This is a genomic window from Mucilaginibacter sp. P4_D1 (assembly GCF_056401935.1).
This window is the reverse complement of the sequence record NZ_JBFUIJ010000025.1, coordinates 18,948-35,851: the sequence shown is the minus strand read 5'-3', so window position 1 is coordinate 35,851 and position 16,904 is coordinate 18,948. Positions and strand designations below refer to the sequence as shown.

The window sequence follows — 16,904 nt, the reverse complement described above, 5'->3', positions numbered from 1 at the left end:
TAAACCTCAATGCTTAACAGCGCAGTAACTTTTTGCGGCATACCTTATCCATACCTTAAGCTAATTATAAAGGGCTTTTTTTGTGCTGTAATTTTGTTTTTTTTGCCTGTTGCCGGTTTATATGCCGAAGGCAGTAAAGAGCTGGCCGCCAGTGGGGGATACCGTGCATACCTATTTTCGAGCAGCACGGTTGCCAATACTTCGTTCCCGTTCCCCACTTTAGGTACAGTTAAGGTTTACGTAAAGCCCGGCGAAAGTATTTATGTGGGCTCAAGCGCCCAGGGTATTGCCGGTGGCACTATTAACTTGCGCGCGCCCGACGGTAACAACTATACCAGCGGCACAGATGCCAGCACAGGTAATATCAATAGCCGAGCGCAGGAAGTAGCTGGCCCATTGCCTAATACCGGGGGCTTTACGCCATTTATAAAAACGGTAGGCGCGGGGCAGGAGGGGGTTTGGGAAATTGATTTTGTTGCCGAAAACCCCGGAACGGTATTAAACGGCAATCCGCCTACCATACCTGCCAATGCCAACTGGACACAGCCGCAGGCCGAATATATTACCGCCTTTGATGTATCGGTACGCAATGCTTCAAATTCGGGCTTTATAAATGGCAGGGTGTATACCCAGGTATTTTCGGGAATATTGGGTACGTTTAACGTGGGCTTTAACGCGATATTCCACATCCTGACCAAAGACGGATATCAATACATATTAAATAACAACGGCCAGGCCGGCAACGGCTTTACGTTTTTTGTAAATAACAAAGGGTTTAGGGGGGACGACGGAAACGCGTCGTACAAAAGCATCAACGGCCTTAGCGCCAACGTTAACGTGCAAGACCCGCGCGTGGCCGATACCCAAACCGATATCACCCAAAAAATATTTTTTAATATCCCGGCTACCGATATGCCCGCCGTAGCCAATACGCCGGGATCGGCAACAACATGGCTTTTAAATACGCCCGTAGTGCCGGCAATAAGTAACGTTACTTTCACTGGTGCCGAAGGAACTATTGGCAAGGCCGGAACCAATCCGTTGGGCGGCAACTTTAACTTTAACATAACCGGGAACGGTAATTATGTAATTGGTATTGATATAAACCATAACGGTTTGTATACCGATGCCATCGACCGTAAATTAACCGGGCAGGCAACCACCGGCGGTAACCAGGTATATTGGAACGGGCTTGATGGCCTTGGCGCCAAAGTAGCGGGTAACAGCACTTTGTCATTGCAGGTAGATATCACCATAGCCACTACCGCGGGCGAAGTCCATTTTCCGTTTTTTGATGTGGAGCGCAATGTTAACGGCCTTTTACTTACGCGCACAAACGGCACTTTTGCTCCCGATGATTCCTTGTATTGGGACGATACACCTATCAGTATTGTAGGCACACCATCAAACCCTATAAAAAACCTCACGGGCTTAAGCAGTGCTATAAACGGGCACAAATGGGGCACCACTACCAGTATAGCCACCAATGATGCCGATTTTGGGAACAATAAATCCATTGATACCTGGAGTTATATAAAAAGCAAACCGGTAACAACTTCGGTAAGCTTTGTAATGCAGGAAGCCGATCTTTCTGTAGAAAGTATAACGGCCGTGGCGGCCTGTTCGGGCCAGCCGGTAATATATAAAGTTGTGGTAAAAAATAACGGCCCTAATGATGTTACAGGTGCCGGTTTCAGCTTTAGTTTTCCTAATGATATCAGCGGCTTGGTAGTAACAAGCGCTGCTACCACCGGCAGTTCGTCAACCTCAGGCGGTGCTGTTGTGGCAAACGCATACCACGCTAACCTGGATATAGCAAATGGTGCTGTACGCACTTTTACCATTACCGGGAATATAGCGTTGGCAACAAGCGGCAACCTTACTGTTGAGGCTGCTGTATTAAGGCCTGCTGATGTAACAGACCCGGATGCCACCAACCCGGATGCAGCTGTGCCTACCGATCCGAATAGCGAATGTGACGCTTCCCCTTCCGGCGTAGGTTGTAATAATGTTAAAACCAACACGGTAAACATTGCGCCGGGCCCAAATGCAGGTGCCGATCAAACTATATTTGAGTACGCTCCGGCTGCCATGGCAGCAACGGGTACGGGTGTATTTACACAGGCGGCGGGCGATCCGTTACCGGCAACTATTACCACCCCCGCAAGCAATACAACTACAATAACCGGACTGGATAAAGTTGGCGTATATCATTTTGTTTTTACCAACGCCAATGGTTGTGCCGATACAGTGGTGTTGAAGGTGATCCCTGCCGATTTGCAGATCCCCAATGTAATAACACCCAACAATGATGGCAAAAACGATACTTTTAAAATTGTTGGATTAGAGAGCTACCCCGGTTCGCAACTAACGGTGTATAACCGCTGGGGTAACGAGGTTTATCGTTCTGATAATTACAAAAACGATTGGAGCGGCACCGGCCTGGCCGAGGCTACTTATTTTTATGTATTGAACCGGAAAGAGCATACCGGTGAATTTACCCCGGTTAAGGGCTGGGTGTTTTTAAAACTGAGTAAATGATGCAGGGCTTTAAACTATATATCCTGGTAGCAGGCCTGGTTTTATTCACCGTAAAATTGCAGGCCCAGCAAAGCATACAGTTTAGCCAATATATGTTCAATGGCCTGGCGGTAAACCCGGCCTATGCCGGTTATAAACAGGACTGGACCCTTAACTTAAGCAGCCGTATCCAGTGGGTGGGTATTAACGACGCGCCTAAAACAGGCACAGTATCTGTTGATGGCCTTACCAACAGCACCAACCAGAATATGGGCTTAGGCTTGATAGCTACTTTCGACAAGCTTGGGCCCGAGAGTACATCATCGGTTTATGTAAACTATGCCTATAGGCTACGGCTTGATGAGGATGATACAAAACGGCTGAGTTTTGGCCTTGGCTTTGGCGCTATACAGTATCGCCTGGATGGCACTAAATTTAACGCTACTGATGATGGAGATGCCAATATACCCGCCGGAACGCAAAGCAACGTTACGCCCGATTTTCGTTTCGGGGTTTATTATTACTCGCCAACGGTATATGTTGGCGCATCGGTGTTTAACTTGCTTTCGGGTTTGGGTAACACTGTTGATCATTTGCAGCAGTATAAACAGGCCCGTACAGTTTACTTAACCGGCGGTGCAATGGTGCCGTTAAATGAAGGCATGGATATTAAACCCTCGTTGCTGATAAAAGAGGACTTTAAAGGCCCAACCAACCTGGATGTAAGCAATTATATAGTATTTAACAAAACCATTTGGATAGGCGCATCATACCGCACCGGGATAAACCTGTGGAAAAAAAGTAACCTGCAAAGCGGCCTTGATAAAACAGACGCTGTGGCGGCGATGGTGCAATTTTATGTGAGTGAAAACTTTAGGATTGGTTATTCATATGATTTTACCACAAGCAGGCTGGCAAGTTCGCAAAGTGGGTCGCATGAATTGTCGTTGAGCATTAGTTTTCCGGGCAAAAGCCCAAGGGTGGTTAGTCCGAGATATTTTTAGGCAAATGAAAAAGTTAATATTGATTGGTTTGTTGATGGCTTTGCTGGCAAAGGTTACTTTGGCGCAGGAACAGCTGTCGGTAAAACAAAGGGCCGATAAACTTTTCGATCAGTATGAATATTTCAAAAGCCTTAAAGTTTACCTTAAACTGCTTGGCCATAAGCCGGATGTAAAACTTGTTGAGCGTATTGCTACCTGTTACCGTTACATTAACCAATACGAGGATGCCGAAGATTGGTATGCCAAAGCCCTGAACGATCCTAAAGCCGCCAAACTCGATCATTATTTTTATGCAGAAGTATTGTTTCGCAACCAAAAGTTTGACATGGCCAGGCAACAGTACCAACTGTATTTTACAGATGATGCAGGCGCGTTAGCCTTAAAGCTGGCCGATGTGGATTCGGCTATGGTGTGGATGAAGCAGCCATCGCCATATAAGGTGAATAACGTTGGGGGCGTAAATACCCCATCGTCTGATTGGGGAGCCGCATACGGTGGCCAGACAACCATTATATTCACATCCGACCGCGAAACCGAAGATGGCAAAAAAGATAACCGCACCGGCAACGGCTGGTTTAAACTATATACCTACGATTTAAATACTAAAGAAACAAAACAACTGTTTTTAGATCCAGGCACAAGCAACGAGTTTAAAGATGCTTACCATGTAGGCCCCATGGTGCTGAACAATAAAGGAGATACCGCCTATATTACCGTTACTACCGAAGTTGCTGCTAAAAACTTACCGATAGACCAACGTAGCGGCAAAAATAACACCCGCCTTTATACCCGCCGCCTGCAGTTGGTTACCGCCGTGAAAAAAGATGGTGGCTGGGTTATTTCGGGCAGTTTCCCGTACAATAATGTACAGCAGTATTCTGTGGGTAACGCGGCATTGTCAAAAGATGGCAGGCTGATCTATTTCAGTTCGGATATGCAGGGCGGGCTGGGTAAAACAGATATCTGGTATTGCGAAAAACAAAGTGACGGAAGTTGGGGCAAACCTGTAAATTGTGGTAAAGCCATCAACTCCAAAGAAGAAGAAAGCTTTCCGTTTGTAGATGAAAACGGTGTGTTATACTATGCTTCCAAAGGGCTACCCGGTATGGGAGGGTACGAAATTTATGTTGCCCATGGCCAAAAAAACAATTGGGATACCCCCCAAAACCTTAAGTATCCTATCAACTCCACCAGCGACGATTTTAGCCTGATAACACGCGATGGTCAAAGCGGCTACCTGTCGTCAAACCGCGATAACGGCCAGGGTAGCGATGATATTTATGCTTTTACCCGCGTAAAGGATTCGATTTTTGTGAAACCAATAAACGGTAGCCCGCAATTAATTGTTGCCACCAGGCAACCAGGATCGCCAGACTCACCCGATCCACTTTCAGGGGCATCCCGTCCCGATTTCAACATCCGGCCCATTTATTATGATTTGGATAAATCATTTATCCGGCCCGATGCCGCTGCCGAACTGGATAAGGTGGCAGGCATTTTAAAGCAATATCCAGCACTAAAAATAGCATTGGCATCCTATTGCGATTCAAGGGCATCATATTTATACAACCTTGCGTTATCTCAGCGCAGGGCCAAATCTGCCGTAACTTACCTGGTAAAAAAAGGCATAGCCCCAACCCGCATGGTAGCCAAAGGCTACAGCGAAAGTAACCTGGTAAACCAATGCGCCGACAAGGTTAAATGTTCGGAAACCGATCATCAGCTAAACAGGAGAACAGAAATTAAAGTGGTTTCGGGTAGCAATTGATTATAAGTTTATATAGTTATGGCTGAGTATGAAAATGTATAATCAGCCACAAGTGTGTTTAAAACGTGAGTTATGGCTGAGTATGTTATTTAGTGCTTGGCGCACTTATTACAAGTAAAACGCAATCTGCTTTAATTCACACTGTTTTTTCATTTTGATATTACCACCCTTTCAAAATGATAGGTTTTTTAAATGCCCAAATACATCAGCCCTGTCAAATTAGTCGGTTTAAAGTGGTTTTAGCTGCTATAAAGCATTTTAAGCGTTTTTTGGCATGCCTATAGTATATAGGCTGTAATTGATAATACATTAAAAAATTAAGTCATGACATCATTTTATATCGTACTGGAAGTAATAACCTTTATTGCAGTAATTGTAATACCAATGGCCGGCCCAAAAGCAAAGAAAAATTTACCTGTTGCAACTACCAGCAACCTGGCGGTTAACAACGAGGGTTACCTGGAGCCAATTCCTGCAAACCAGCAAGATCATCATCCGGTGCATTAATTGTTAAAACCACTTAAATTGAAAATAAAAGCCTTTCTGCATAAAAGGCTTTTTAAATAGGTATGCAGCTTTACTTATTACCATAAAATGTTTATCTCTTTTCTGTTTATGAAATTTATAGGATAATATTGCCGGTAAATACTAAACAAGATTTGTATTGACCGCTTATGATGAATTGGGAAACTTTACTATCGGCCAAGCGCTGGGGATACGAGGATAAATATGTTGCAAGCCAGGTTGATGCCCGGTCGGAGTTTCAGCGGGATTATGACCGCATTATATTTTCGTCGCCTTTCAGGAGGCTGCAAAATAAAACCCAGGTATTTCCTTTACCAGGGAGTATTTTTGTGCACAACAGGCTTACCCATAGCTTAGAAGTGGCCAGTGTTGGCAAATCATTAGGCCGCATCTTTTATAACAAGCTTAAAGAAGAAGATCCTGGGATTGATGCCCGCCTGCCGCTGATGAGTGATATCGACACCATTATTTCGGCGGCATGCCTTGCGCATGACCTGGGCAACCCGGCATTTGGCCACTCGGGCGAAGCCGCAATATCACATTATTTTATTGAGGGTGACGGTGCAGGCTATCAAAAAAATATACCTGCTGAGCAATGGGCCGATTTGATCAATTTTGAAGGTAACGCCAATGCTTTGCGCATCCTTACCCATTCTTATTCGGGCAAGGGGAACGGAAGCTTCGCGCTTACTTATGCTACCATAGCGGCTATTGCCAAATATCCCTGCGCTTCTATCGTAGGTGGAAATAAAGCAAATATCCACACTAAAAAATATGGGTTCTTCCAGTCGGAACAGGCCGGATTTAGGAAAATAGCCGACGAACTGGGACTAAACAAAGTGCAGGACAATCCGCCTATTTACAAGCGCCATCCACTGGTGTACCTTGTAGAGGCTGCCGACGATATCTGCTATAATATTATTGACATTGAGGATGCTCATCGCCTCAAGATATTATCCTATGATGAAATTGAAGCCCTGTTGCTGCCTTTATGTAACGACCCGAAAATGAAGGCGCGACTTGATGATATTGACGATGACGACGCAAAGGTTGGTTACCTGCGTGCCCGGTCTATAAACACGCTGATACAGCAATGTTCCAAGCTGTTTTACAATCAGCAGCAAAACATCCTTGCCGGCAATTTCAATACATCGCTGATAGATATGATAGAAGAGCCCTATCGTACCATCATGAAAAACATCGAAACGTTGTCGGTAAAAAAGATATACAATTACTCGTCGGTTGTGCAGATAGAAGTAGCCGGTTATAAAGTTATGGGTGGCATACTGGAAGAATTTATCCCGGCTTACCTGCAAAATTCATCCAAGTATCATAAAAAACTGGTAGAACTTATCCCCAAACAGTTTTTAACCAAAAACCAGGATGATTACTCTAAAATTCAAACTGTACTCGATTTTGTTTCGGGGATGACAGATTTGTATGCGGTGGAGTTGTTCAGGAAAATTAAGGGAATTTCGTTCCCGACGTTGAGTTGATGAAATAAACACAGTCCCACAAATCGTATCAACTTTTCGCCAAAAACAATCAATTGTAGGTAGGGAGTAAACGGGCTTGTCATTTTAGCATAATTTTAGCGTCAGTATTAATCATGCAGGCTATTAATGATCTGTGTGCTTTCCGCCTATATTATGAACTTAAAAAAAATCCTTTGCTTAGCAGCAATGACTATGCCCTCGTTGCTGATTGCCCAACAATGGCAACCCAAAAAAGCGGTACTCATGACCCGGTTTGCTAAAGATGTGAACCCGAACAGTGTTTTGCCTGAATATCCGCGTCCGCAGTTTGCCCGCGTAAAATGGCTTAACCTTAACGGCATTTGGCAGTACCAGCCCGGTGCTGCCGGCGATGCTTTACCAAAAGGCAAGCTCAGCAAAACTATCCTGGTGCCATTCCCGGTGGAATCGGCGCTATCGGGTGTAATGGAACACCATGACCGGCTTTGGTATCGTCGCAAATTTACAGTCCCTGCGGCTTGGAAAGGTCAGCATATCCTGTTGCACTTTGGCGCGGTTGACTATGAATCGGAAGTGTTTGTAAACGGAAAAAGTTTTGGTGTGCATAAGGGCGGATACGACCCATTTAGCTACGATATTACATCTGCCATAACAGGCGCTGGTCCGCAGGAAATTACCGTAAGGGTTTTTGATGCTACAGATGATGCCGGCGAACCACGTGGTAAGCAAAGCCTGCACCCGCAGGGCATTATGTATACGTCAACTACTGGTATCTGGCAAACGGTGTGGCTGGAGCCCGTACCAGTAACAAATATTAACGATATCAGGATAACCCCGGATATTGATAAATCGGTTGTAAAACTTACTGTAAGCACAGCAGCAAAAGCAGCAGGATACACGGTAGCCATTAAAGTGAAGGATGGTGTTAAAGTAGTACAAACTTACATCGGCAAAGCCGGCCAGGAATTAAGTGTGCCGGTTAAGAATGCTAAATTATGGTCGCCGGATTCGCCGTTCCTTTATAATTTAGATATCAGCCTGCAAAAAGATGGCAAAAGCGTCGATATGGTTTCCAGCTACTTCGGGATGCGGAAGATATCGGTGGGCGATGAGGATGGTTACAAAAAACTGTTCCTGAACAATAAATTCCTTTTCCAGATAGGTCCGCTTGACCAGGGTTTCTGGCCCGATGGCATTTATACCGCGCCTACAGATGCCGCTATCAAAAACGATTTGCAGATGATTAAAAACTATGGCTTTAACATGGTGCGCAAGCACATTAAAGTTGAGCCATACCGGTGGTACTACTGGGCCGATAAACTGGGCCTCATGGTTTGGCAGGATATGCCGTCTGAAAACTCGTACACAGACCATACGCCGCCTATTGATTCAGTTGCCTACGCATCTGAATTAACCCGGATGATTAAAACGCATTGGAACACGCCGAGTATAGTAACCTGGGTAGTGTTTAACGAAGCACAGGGACAGCATAACACGGCCGGTTTAGTAAATATGGTGCGCAAGCTCGACGATTCGCGGCTTATTAACCAGGCCAGTGGCGGTAACCATTTTGGTGTTGGCGATTTTATGGATATCCACAGCTACCCGCCGCCAGCGGTGCCCGAAAGTAAAACCCAGGTTTTGGCCTGTGGCGAGTATGGCGGTATCGGGTACATAATTCCGGGCCATATCTGGAAATCGGGCCCAACGTATATCATGATTGACAACAAAAAAGATTATACCAATTTGTACGATACCTATGCCAATGACCTGGTACTATACAAAACCAATAAAGGATTAAGTGCCGCGGTATACACCGAAATTACCGATGTTGAGGTGGAATTAAATGGCTTGCTCACTTACGATCGCGAGGTAGATAAAGGAGGCGTGGCAAACATTAGCGCATCCAACAAAAAAATCATTAATGATCATATGTACATCAGCGATGTACTGCCATCGTCGCAAACCAACAGCCGCGATTGGAAGTATACCTTCACCAAACCTGAAGACGGCTGGTTTAATGCGCAGTACAACAATGCCGCGTGGAAATTGGGCCCCGGCGGGTTTGGTACAAGCTTTACGCCAGGTGTAAATGTGAAAACAGTTTGGAATAGCAGCGACATATGGATACGCCAGGATTTTACCCTTAATGAAATTAAGGCCATCAACAAAGACAACCTGGTGTTGTACATTCATCACGATGAAACCTGCGAGGTGTACATAAACAGCGTTAAAGCTGCAACAATTGATGGTGCCACATCCGGCTATACCGTAGCGCCAATAAGTAAAGAAGCCAAAGCCGCGCTAAACCTGAAAGGTAAAAACACCATAGCCATACATTGCCACCAAACAGTGGGCGGGCAGTATATTGATGCCGGTATTTCGCTTTTGAGTAAAACAAAACCCTGATTAATTTTTATCCTTTTGTTTAGTAACAGGCCCTTGCATATTGCAGGGGCTTTTTTGTGGAGCAATAAATAAATATGTGGCAATCATTTAGGTATTAAAAATATTATTGTTTAGCAGTAGCTAACCGTATCTTAACCCAAATAAGAGGTCTGTTCCTATTTTTTTAACAAAAACAGAGGAATGAGGCTAAAATCCGGCTAATGATTGCTAAATTGTTAGTTCAATAATTTAGTAATCCACCGTACTTTTGATAAAAATAAGAAACAATGATAACTTTTGACTGGAAAGGCGTATTCCCTGCGGTAACCACCAAGTTCACCGATGACGACGAATTAGATTTTGATGCTTTTGATGTAAACCTTGCCGCACAGCTTGAAGCTGGTGTTGACGGGTTTATTTTAGGCGGTTCATTAGGCGAGGCCAGCGTGCTTACCGATGATGAAAAGTTTGCGTTATTAAAGCATACCATTGATTATGTTGATGGCAAAGTACCTGTAATACTCAATATTGCCGAGCAAACTACTAAAGCGGCTGTAGCCTGTGCTAAAAGAGCTTTTGATACCGGTGCCGATGGTTTAATGCTATTGCCGCCAATGCGCTATAACAGCGAAGAACGCGAAACTTTGGCTTACATAGGCGCAGTTGCCGAAAGTACCGAACTGCCCATCATGATATACAACAACCCGGTTGATTATAAAATTGAAGTTACACTGGATATGTTTGAAAAACTATCGGTTTATAAAAATATCCAGGCGGTAAAAGAATCAACCCGTAATGTATCAAACGTTACCAAAATGTTTAATCGTTTTGGCAACCGCTACGCTATATTTACCGGTGTTGACCCATTGGCTATGGAAAGCCTTGTAATGGGTGCCGACGGCTGGGTAGCAGGTTTGGTTGATGCCTTCCCTAAAGAAACAGTAGCTATCTATCGTTTGGTAAAAGCAGGCAGAATTGCCGAAGCTTTAACCATTTACCGTTGGTTTTTGCCGGTATTGGAATTGGATATTCATCCAAAACTGGTTCAGTACATTAAACTGGCCGAAGTTGCAACCGGTATTGGTACCGAAAATGTACGCGCGCCACGTTTACCGTTAATTGGCGAAGAACGCACCAAAGTATTAAAGATCATCAATGATGCATTAGCTGTTCGGCCGGAATTGCCTGTTGGCAGCTGGGGTAAACTAACCGAGGTTGAAGCTTAATTATCATTTAGTAAAACTATAACCAAAGCTTAAGGCCGGCTTTATGCCTTCGGCCTTAAGCTTTATGCTTTCAAATGAGTAGTAAAACATTTTTTTGTATAGATGCGCACACCTGTGGTAACCCCGTGAGGGTGGTAGCAGGTGGTGGCCCAACGCTTAAAGGCGATAACATGAGCCAAAAGCGCCAGCACTTTTTAAAAGAGTACGACTGGATACGCACCGGGCTGATGTTTGAGCCAAGAGGGCATGATATGATGTCGGGAAGTATCTTGTTCCCGCCTCATGATCCGGCAAATGATGTGGCCGTTTTATTTATTGAAACAAGTGGCTGCCTGCCCATGTGCGGGCATGGCACCATTGGTACTATAACCATTGCCATTGAAGAGGGGCTTATTCAGCCTAAAATACCTGGCATAGTACGTATGGAAGCGCCGGCTGGCCTTGTTTTGATAGAGTATAAGCAGGAGGGTAAAAAAGTTACCTCGGTAAAGCTCAGAAACGTGGCGGCCTACCTTGCCGCCACCAACCTGGAGGTAGAGTGCCCGGATCTGGGTACGCTAACCATCGATGTATCTTACGGGGGTAATTACTATGCCATTGTTGATCCTCAGCCAAACTTTGCCGGGCTTGAAAATTATACCGCCGGGCAGCTGATAGCCTGGAGCCAGGTATTACGCAAGCGCATTAACGAAAAATATAACTTCGTTCATCCGCAGGATCCTACCATAAATACGTGTACCCATATCCTTTGGGCGGGCGCAACATTAAATAGTACTTCTACCGCCCGTAACGCTGTGTTTTATGGCGATAAGGCGATAGATAGGTCGCCATGCGGCACAGGTACATCTGCACGTATGGCACAGTGGTATGCCAAAGGCAAGCTGAAAGTTGGCGAGCCTTTTATACACGAAAGTATCATCGGCAGTAAATTCATTGGCAAGGTTGAAGAGGTGGTGAAGATTGGCGAACTGGATGCCATTATTCCGAGTGTTGAAGGCTGGGCAAAAGTTTACGGTTACAACACCATCAAAATAGATGATGACGATCCGTATGCACATGGTTTCCAGGTGATATAATAAAATATTAATGTCCAATTGTCATTTCGATACGAGGTACGAGTGAGAAATCTTATACGAGCGATTGGCCGTTAGGCTTGTCGTTTAATATTTCTCCTCACTCAACGCTCAATGCCCGCCTCCGTTCGTTCGAAATGACAAGCTTTTAATTATACCGATTACAAAAATAAGCTTTCGGCTTTACGCCTTTAGCTTTAAGCTCCGATAACAAAATGGCAAAAGTGCTGATCATAGGTGGTGGAATTGTAGGTTTAAGTTCTGCATATTATTTACAAAAGGCCGGGTACCAGGTTACCGTGCTGGATAAAGGCGACCTGACTGATAGCTGTTCGTTCGGTAACGCGGGTATGATAGTGCCGAGTCACTTTATTCCCCTGGCTACTCCGGGTATGGTTTCGCAGGGCATCAAATGGATGTTTAACAGCAAGAGCCCATTTTATGTAAAACCATCATTTAATCCGCAACTTATCTCCTGGGGATTAAAATTTCTTCAAAAAGCAAATGCCGGGCACGTAGAACGGTCTTCAACACCCTTAACCGAACTTTCTTTACTGAGCAAAAAGCTCTATAAAGGTTTAAGTAAAGAACCGGAATTTGACTTCGACCTGGTTGAAAAAGGCATCCTGATGTTTTACAAAACCGAAAAGGCCGGCGAAGAAGAAGCCCACCTGGCCGAAAAGGGCCGTGAACTGGGATTGGACATGGCAGTGCTTAGCGCCGCCGATTGTGTTAAGCTGCAGCCCAACCTGGAACTTGATGTATTAGGGGCGGTGCACTACCGTTGCGACGCACACCTATCGCCCAATAAGTTGATGGCGGCGCTGGTAAGATACCTTAAAGGCGTGGGGGTAAATTTTACTACCAATAAAGAGGTTACTAAAATAGAAACTGTTGCAGGTAAAGTAACCAGGGTTTTATCGCATAATGAAGAATTTACAGCCGATGAATATATTGTTGCGGGTGGCTCCTGGTCGCCGGCGATAGGTAAATTGTTGGGCGTTAAAATATTACTAATGCCGGGTAAAGGCTATTCTTTTAATGTGAAAGAAGAAGTTCCATCTATGCAGATTCCTGCATTGCTGGCAGAAGCACGTGTAGCTATCACCCCGATGAATGGCGGCCTGCGCTACGGTGGTACCATGGAACTTGATAAAATTAACAGCCGCATCAACATGAACCGGGTAAAAGGTATTGTTGAGTCGGTACCTAAGTATTTTCCCGGCCTGAAACCTGCTGTGCCTGCCGAAAAAGATATCTGGTTTGGTTTCCGGCCGTCATCTGCTGATGGCTTGCCTTATATCGGCAGGAGCAACAAATTCAGCAACCTTGTTATAGCAACCGGGCACGGCATGATGGGCCTGAGTTTAGGAGCGGCTACAGGGTTATTGGTACAGGAGGTGATTTCAGGCGCAAAAACCACTATTGATATCGAGGCTTTTGCACCGGATAGAAGTTAGCAAAAACTGTAACTGCCGCGAGGTTTTAACTCTGTAACTGTCGCGGGGTTTTAACCCGTGACCACTATGGTTTCAGCTTTCAGCTGAACTTTCAATTACAACGCCTCATCCACCAACTGTTTCAACTCATAGTACCTTTCGTGCCTGCCGTCGTTTTTTATGTAAAAACACATCATAAAAGCCGCATAATGCTTATCGTTATTAACCCAGGGGAAACTGCCAAATAACCCCGGACTACTTACAGCCGGCGTAGGGCTTTGCGGGCCGGATGCTTTCAACACCCACTCGCCAAAACCATAACCGGCATTGCCGGCTTCGTCAGGAGCATAAGCTATTTTTACGTCGTTGGTTATCCGGTCTACCTGCATTTCATTAACACTTTTTTCGGTTAGGATACGTTTGCCGTTAATGGTGCCTTTGTTTAATATCATCGCCAAAAAGTTAAGATAATCATTAGGGGTGCTCCAGGCGCCGCCGGCGGGGAAGGCTACGTGGCCTTTGCCAAAATCGGTATTAACCATGCCACACGGGCCGGTAATGCGTTCGGTAAAAAGAGTTTCAAAACTTTGGCCACTTATTTTTTCCAATACAGCTGCTGCCATTTGCAACCCTACGTTGCTGTACCTGAACAATGTACCCGGCTTGCCCTCAATGGGCATATCGGCAATGTTTTGGATAGATTGCTCCATACTGTGAATATCTTTCATATCCTGCAACGCCTCTTTTATAGGCGGCGCCTGGATGCCGGTAAGGTGCGACAGGCATTGGCTTATGGTAATGGTGCCCTTGCCGGTTTTGGTGAGTACAGGCAGGTATTTACCTACGGTATCGGTTAGTTTCAGCTTACCCTCGTCAACAAAAGTCATCACCAAAGCCGCGCTAAACCATTTACTGCAGCTGGCAACCGGGATTTTGGTGGTTGTGGTAAAAGCATCAAGGTTTGGTGTTTTGCCCATTTTACGGGCAATCATTTTTGTGGCAAATCTTTGCTTCATGGTCATTTCATCCTTGCTGCCGGTGTAAATGATTTTGCCATCTTTATAAAGCATGAGCACCGTACGGCCACCCATTTTTTCGGTATTATCGGCAAGCCATTGGTCAACTTTTTCAAAATGATGCTGGGCTTTTGCTGTAGTTATAGCACAAAACAAAAGAAGCACAGTTATTAACTTTTTCATAATCTCAACATAAATATAAAAAGGCACTGTAACCAGGTGGCTGGTTCAGTGCCTTAAAAGAACTATTGTTTTTCCTTAATCTTTTCCATTAGTTTCGCTTTCATCTCCTCCTCAAAGTCCTTGTATTGTTTAAACTGTGCCGGGGTGAATACGCCTTTTAACTCCTGGTCTTTTGCTTCCTGCAAACTCCTGGCCTGTTTCATTTTGCCAAAGCGGCCATCGTCGCTTTTTATAACTGCCTGCATTTTACGGGCGTAAGTTAAATTAATAGCCTGCACCTTGCTCTCCTGAGCGGCATCCAGTTTCAGTTTGCTCTTCATCATTTCTGTCTGAAACTGGGCCCGTTGTTCAGGGGTAGAGTTTTTAAAATCGGGCATGCCGGTTTGGGCAATTGCCGGTTTGCTCATCAGTATCGTAAAAGTCATTATTGCGGTTATCAGCCAAAGTCTTTTTATCATTTCTTGTTTTTTCATTATTCGTAATTTGGTTAAAAATACATTTTACCACTGAATAGCATAACTGGCCCCGCTATTTAAAAGCAAAGTAGCTTTATTGTCGCCAAGGAAGGTGATGGTACCTGCAAAACTGAAAGATTTACCGGACGACGACGAGCCCGTAAGCTTGACCGCGGCGCTGCCCGATACTATTTTCAAGGTAGTTTTATCAACCAGTATGTTTGACGATGTAATACTTAAATTGCTTGTAAATGTGTATTTACGGACAATTTTTGAGGTTTCGGTGCCGGTATGGGTAAAAGAAGTGCTTAAGGTATAAGTTGATGCAGACGGCTGCAAATTAGTGAGTACAAACCCTCCTGTGCTATTCCCGTTTGACGACATGCGCGTGCCATCAAAAGTGTGCGAACCGGTAAAATTGAAGGTAAGCTGGTTGGGTACAATACCGGTGCAGGTGAGCATGTAATTCCAGCTGAGGTTGTAGCTGTATGATGGTGTTGCACCCGCCGCGCTTGTTTTGGTTAAGGTGGAATCCTTTTTAACGCCACAACTTAGCGCAACCGTTTTATAGATAGTTACCGAGCTGTTTACCTGTAAGGCAAACCCGCCTGTTGTTGGCGTTACAGCATCGGTAGTAAGTTCTGCCGCGTCGGCTTCGGTAACAGTAACGTCGTTGGCTGCAACGCCATCTTTTTTACAGGAGTTTAACCCTAAACCAAGGCTTGATGCCATCAGCAATATCATCATTGTTGTTTTTACGTTTTTCATAATATTAAATTTTAATGTTGTGTATATGTTATCCGGTTTGATGTTTTGTTTGATTAGGGAATTACCTGCTGGTAGCTTTGTTTAGCCAATACAGGCTTCTCTAAAGTGATGGTGCTTGCCCCGCTCTTTATTCCGGAAAGTTTTTTGCTTTTAAACAGATTGGTAAACCCGGTGGCAACCAATACAAACGGGTTGTTGCTCACAAAACCCGTGGTTAGGCCATAGTCTACCTTTTCGGTTTCGGGCTGATAAGTGCCAAATAATTTATCCCAGATGATAAATACCCCGCCAAAATTTTTATCAATATAAATAGGATTGCTGCCATGATGCACCCGGTGCGATGAAGGCGTATTCATTACATGTTCAACAATGCCCAGTTTGCCAACAACTTCGGTGTGTAAAAAGAATTGATAAGCCAGGTTAAGTACATAGGATATTACAATAAAATCTGTTGGCATACCCAGCAGCGCTGCCGGTATAAAAAACAGCGGACTAACAATTGCCGAAAACCAGTTAAGGCGGTAAGCTGCCGTAAGGTTCATGTGCATGGCCGAGTGATGGATAAGATGGAAAGCCCAAAGCGGTTTCCAATAATGCGAGATGCGGTGAAACCAGTAGTAAATAAAATCGGCTGTAAAAAAAGTGAGCAGGAAAACCCAGCCATTCCTGGGTAATGTAAAGGGCGCCAGTTTGGCAAAAAAGCCAAGTACGGCTAACTGGTAGCCGGCGAAGATATATTTGGAGAACTGGAAGCCAACAAAAACATATAGGTTTGCAAAGGTCTCTTTAACGTCATAAGCGTTTTTATCTTTCTTCCAGCTCCAGATAATTTCGGCGGTTACAAGTACGGCCAGGAACAATAATATGTATATGCGGTATGGGCCAATTTGATGCTTCATTTTCTTAGTCGGTTGAATTATTTTGTCGTTTTTGATTGACAATATAAAATTGACCAGAAAATGCTGCTTAAGTTTTATGAAACCCGGCGAAGCTGAAAAACCAGGGGGCGAAGTGACGGTACTCGTTATGGCCGTTTGATAAATCCGAAATCGAACATCCGAAAT

13 protein-coding genes are annotated in these 16,904 nt (G+C 44.6%); 9 read left to right on the top strand and 4 right to left on the bottom strand.

Going from position 1 to position 16,904, the window contains the following annotated elements; all coding sequences use genetic code 11:
* Positions 1 to 9 precede the first annotated feature (9 nt).
* From AC1DV1_RS19565 to AC1DV1_RS19525, 9 genes are all read left to right on the top strand, one after another.
* Positions 10 to 2,541, top strand: coding sequence for a T9SS type B sorting domain-containing protein (locus AC1DV1_RS19565; RefSeq protein WP_477362297.1), 2,532 nt, complete (start codon positions 10 to 12; stop codon positions 2,539 to 2,541).
* Positions 2,538 to 3,524 carry a PorP/SprF family type IX secretion system membrane protein gene (locus tag AC1DV1_RS19560; RefSeq protein WP_477362295.1) on the top strand — a complete coding sequence of 329 codons (987 nt, stop codon included), beginning with the start codon at positions 2,538 to 2,540 and terminating at the stop codon, positions 3,522 to 3,524. The genes AC1DV1_RS19565 and AC1DV1_RS19560 overlap by 4 nt, the downstream gene beginning before the upstream one ends.
* Before the next feature lie 4 nt (positions 3,525 to 3,528).
* Positions 3,529 to 5,292 carry an OmpA family protein gene (locus AC1DV1_RS19555; protein ID WP_477362293.1) on the top strand — a complete coding sequence of 588 codons (1,764 nt, stop codon included), beginning with the start codon at positions 3,529 to 3,531 and terminating at the stop codon, positions 5,290 to 5,292.
* A gap of 324 nt (positions 5,293 to 5,616) precedes the next feature.
* Entirely contained in the window at positions 5,617 to 5,799 is a 183-nt protein-coding gene (locus tag AC1DV1_RS19550) for a hypothetical protein (protein ID WP_477362291.1), read from the top strand.
* A 170-nt stretch (positions 5,800 to 5,969) separates the two neighbouring features.
* Complete coding sequence (locus AC1DV1_RS19545; RefSeq protein ID WP_477362375.1) at positions 5,970 to 7,313, top strand: deoxyguanosinetriphosphate triphosphohydrolase; 1,344 nt, start codon at positions 5,970 to 5,972, stop codon at positions 7,311 to 7,313.
* 153 nt (positions 7,314 to 7,466) lie between these two features.
* Positions 7,467 to 9,701: a glycoside hydrolase family 2 protein gene (locus AC1DV1_RS19540; RefSeq protein WP_477362289.1), complete on the top strand. Its 2,235-nt coding sequence runs from the start codon at positions 7,467 to 7,469 to the stop codon at positions 9,699 to 9,701.
* Positions 9,702 to 9,967: 266 nt separating this feature from the next.
* Positions 9,968 to 10,906: a dihydrodipicolinate synthase family protein gene (locus AC1DV1_RS19535; protein WP_477362287.1), complete on the top strand. Its 939-nt coding sequence runs from the start codon at positions 9,968 to 9,970 to the stop codon at positions 10,904 to 10,906.
* Positions 10,907 to 10,980: 74 nt separating this feature from the next.
* Positions 10,981 to 11,982 (top strand): 4-hydroxyproline epimerase, encoded by a 1,002-nt coding sequence (locus tag AC1DV1_RS19530; protein ID WP_477362285.1) that lies wholly within the window; start codon positions 10,981 to 10,983, stop codon positions 11,980 to 11,982.
* 212 nt (positions 11,983 to 12,194) lie between these two features.
* A complete protein-coding gene (locus AC1DV1_RS19525; RefSeq protein ID WP_477362283.1) occupies positions 12,195 to 13,439 on the top strand; it encodes an NAD(P)/FAD-dependent oxidoreductase in 1,245 nt (414 codons plus the stop codon).
* Positions 13,440 to 13,534: 95 nt separating this feature from the next.
* Here AC1DV1_RS19525 and AC1DV1_RS19520 read toward each other — a convergent pair whose 3' ends face one another.
* The 4 genes from AC1DV1_RS19520 to AC1DV1_RS19505 all read right to left on the bottom strand — a co-directional run bounded on the left by AC1DV1_RS19520 (position 13,535) and on the right by AC1DV1_RS19505 (position 16,739).
* Positions 13,535 to 14,617, bottom strand: a complete 1,083-nt coding sequence (locus tag AC1DV1_RS19520) for a serine hydrolase domain-containing protein (RefSeq protein WP_477362281.1) — start codon at positions 14,615 to 14,617, stop codon at positions 13,535 to 13,537.
* Between the two features lie 62 nt (positions 14,618 to 14,679).
* A complete protein-coding gene (locus tag AC1DV1_RS19515; protein WP_477362279.1) occupies positions 14,680 to 15,090 on the bottom strand; it encodes a hypothetical protein in 411 nt (136 codons plus the stop codon).
* Between the two features lie 27 nt (positions 15,091 to 15,117).
* Positions 15,118 to 15,840, bottom strand: coding sequence for a hypothetical protein (locus AC1DV1_RS19510; RefSeq protein WP_477362277.1), 723 nt, complete (start codon positions 15,838 to 15,840; stop codon positions 15,118 to 15,120).
* Positions 15,841 to 15,893: 53 nt separating this feature from the next.
* Positions 15,894 to 16,739, bottom strand: a complete 846-nt coding sequence (locus AC1DV1_RS19505; RefSeq protein ID WP_477362275.1) for a sterol desaturase family protein — start codon at positions 16,737 to 16,739, stop codon at positions 15,894 to 15,896.
* Positions 16,740 to 16,904 lie beyond the last annotated feature (165 nt).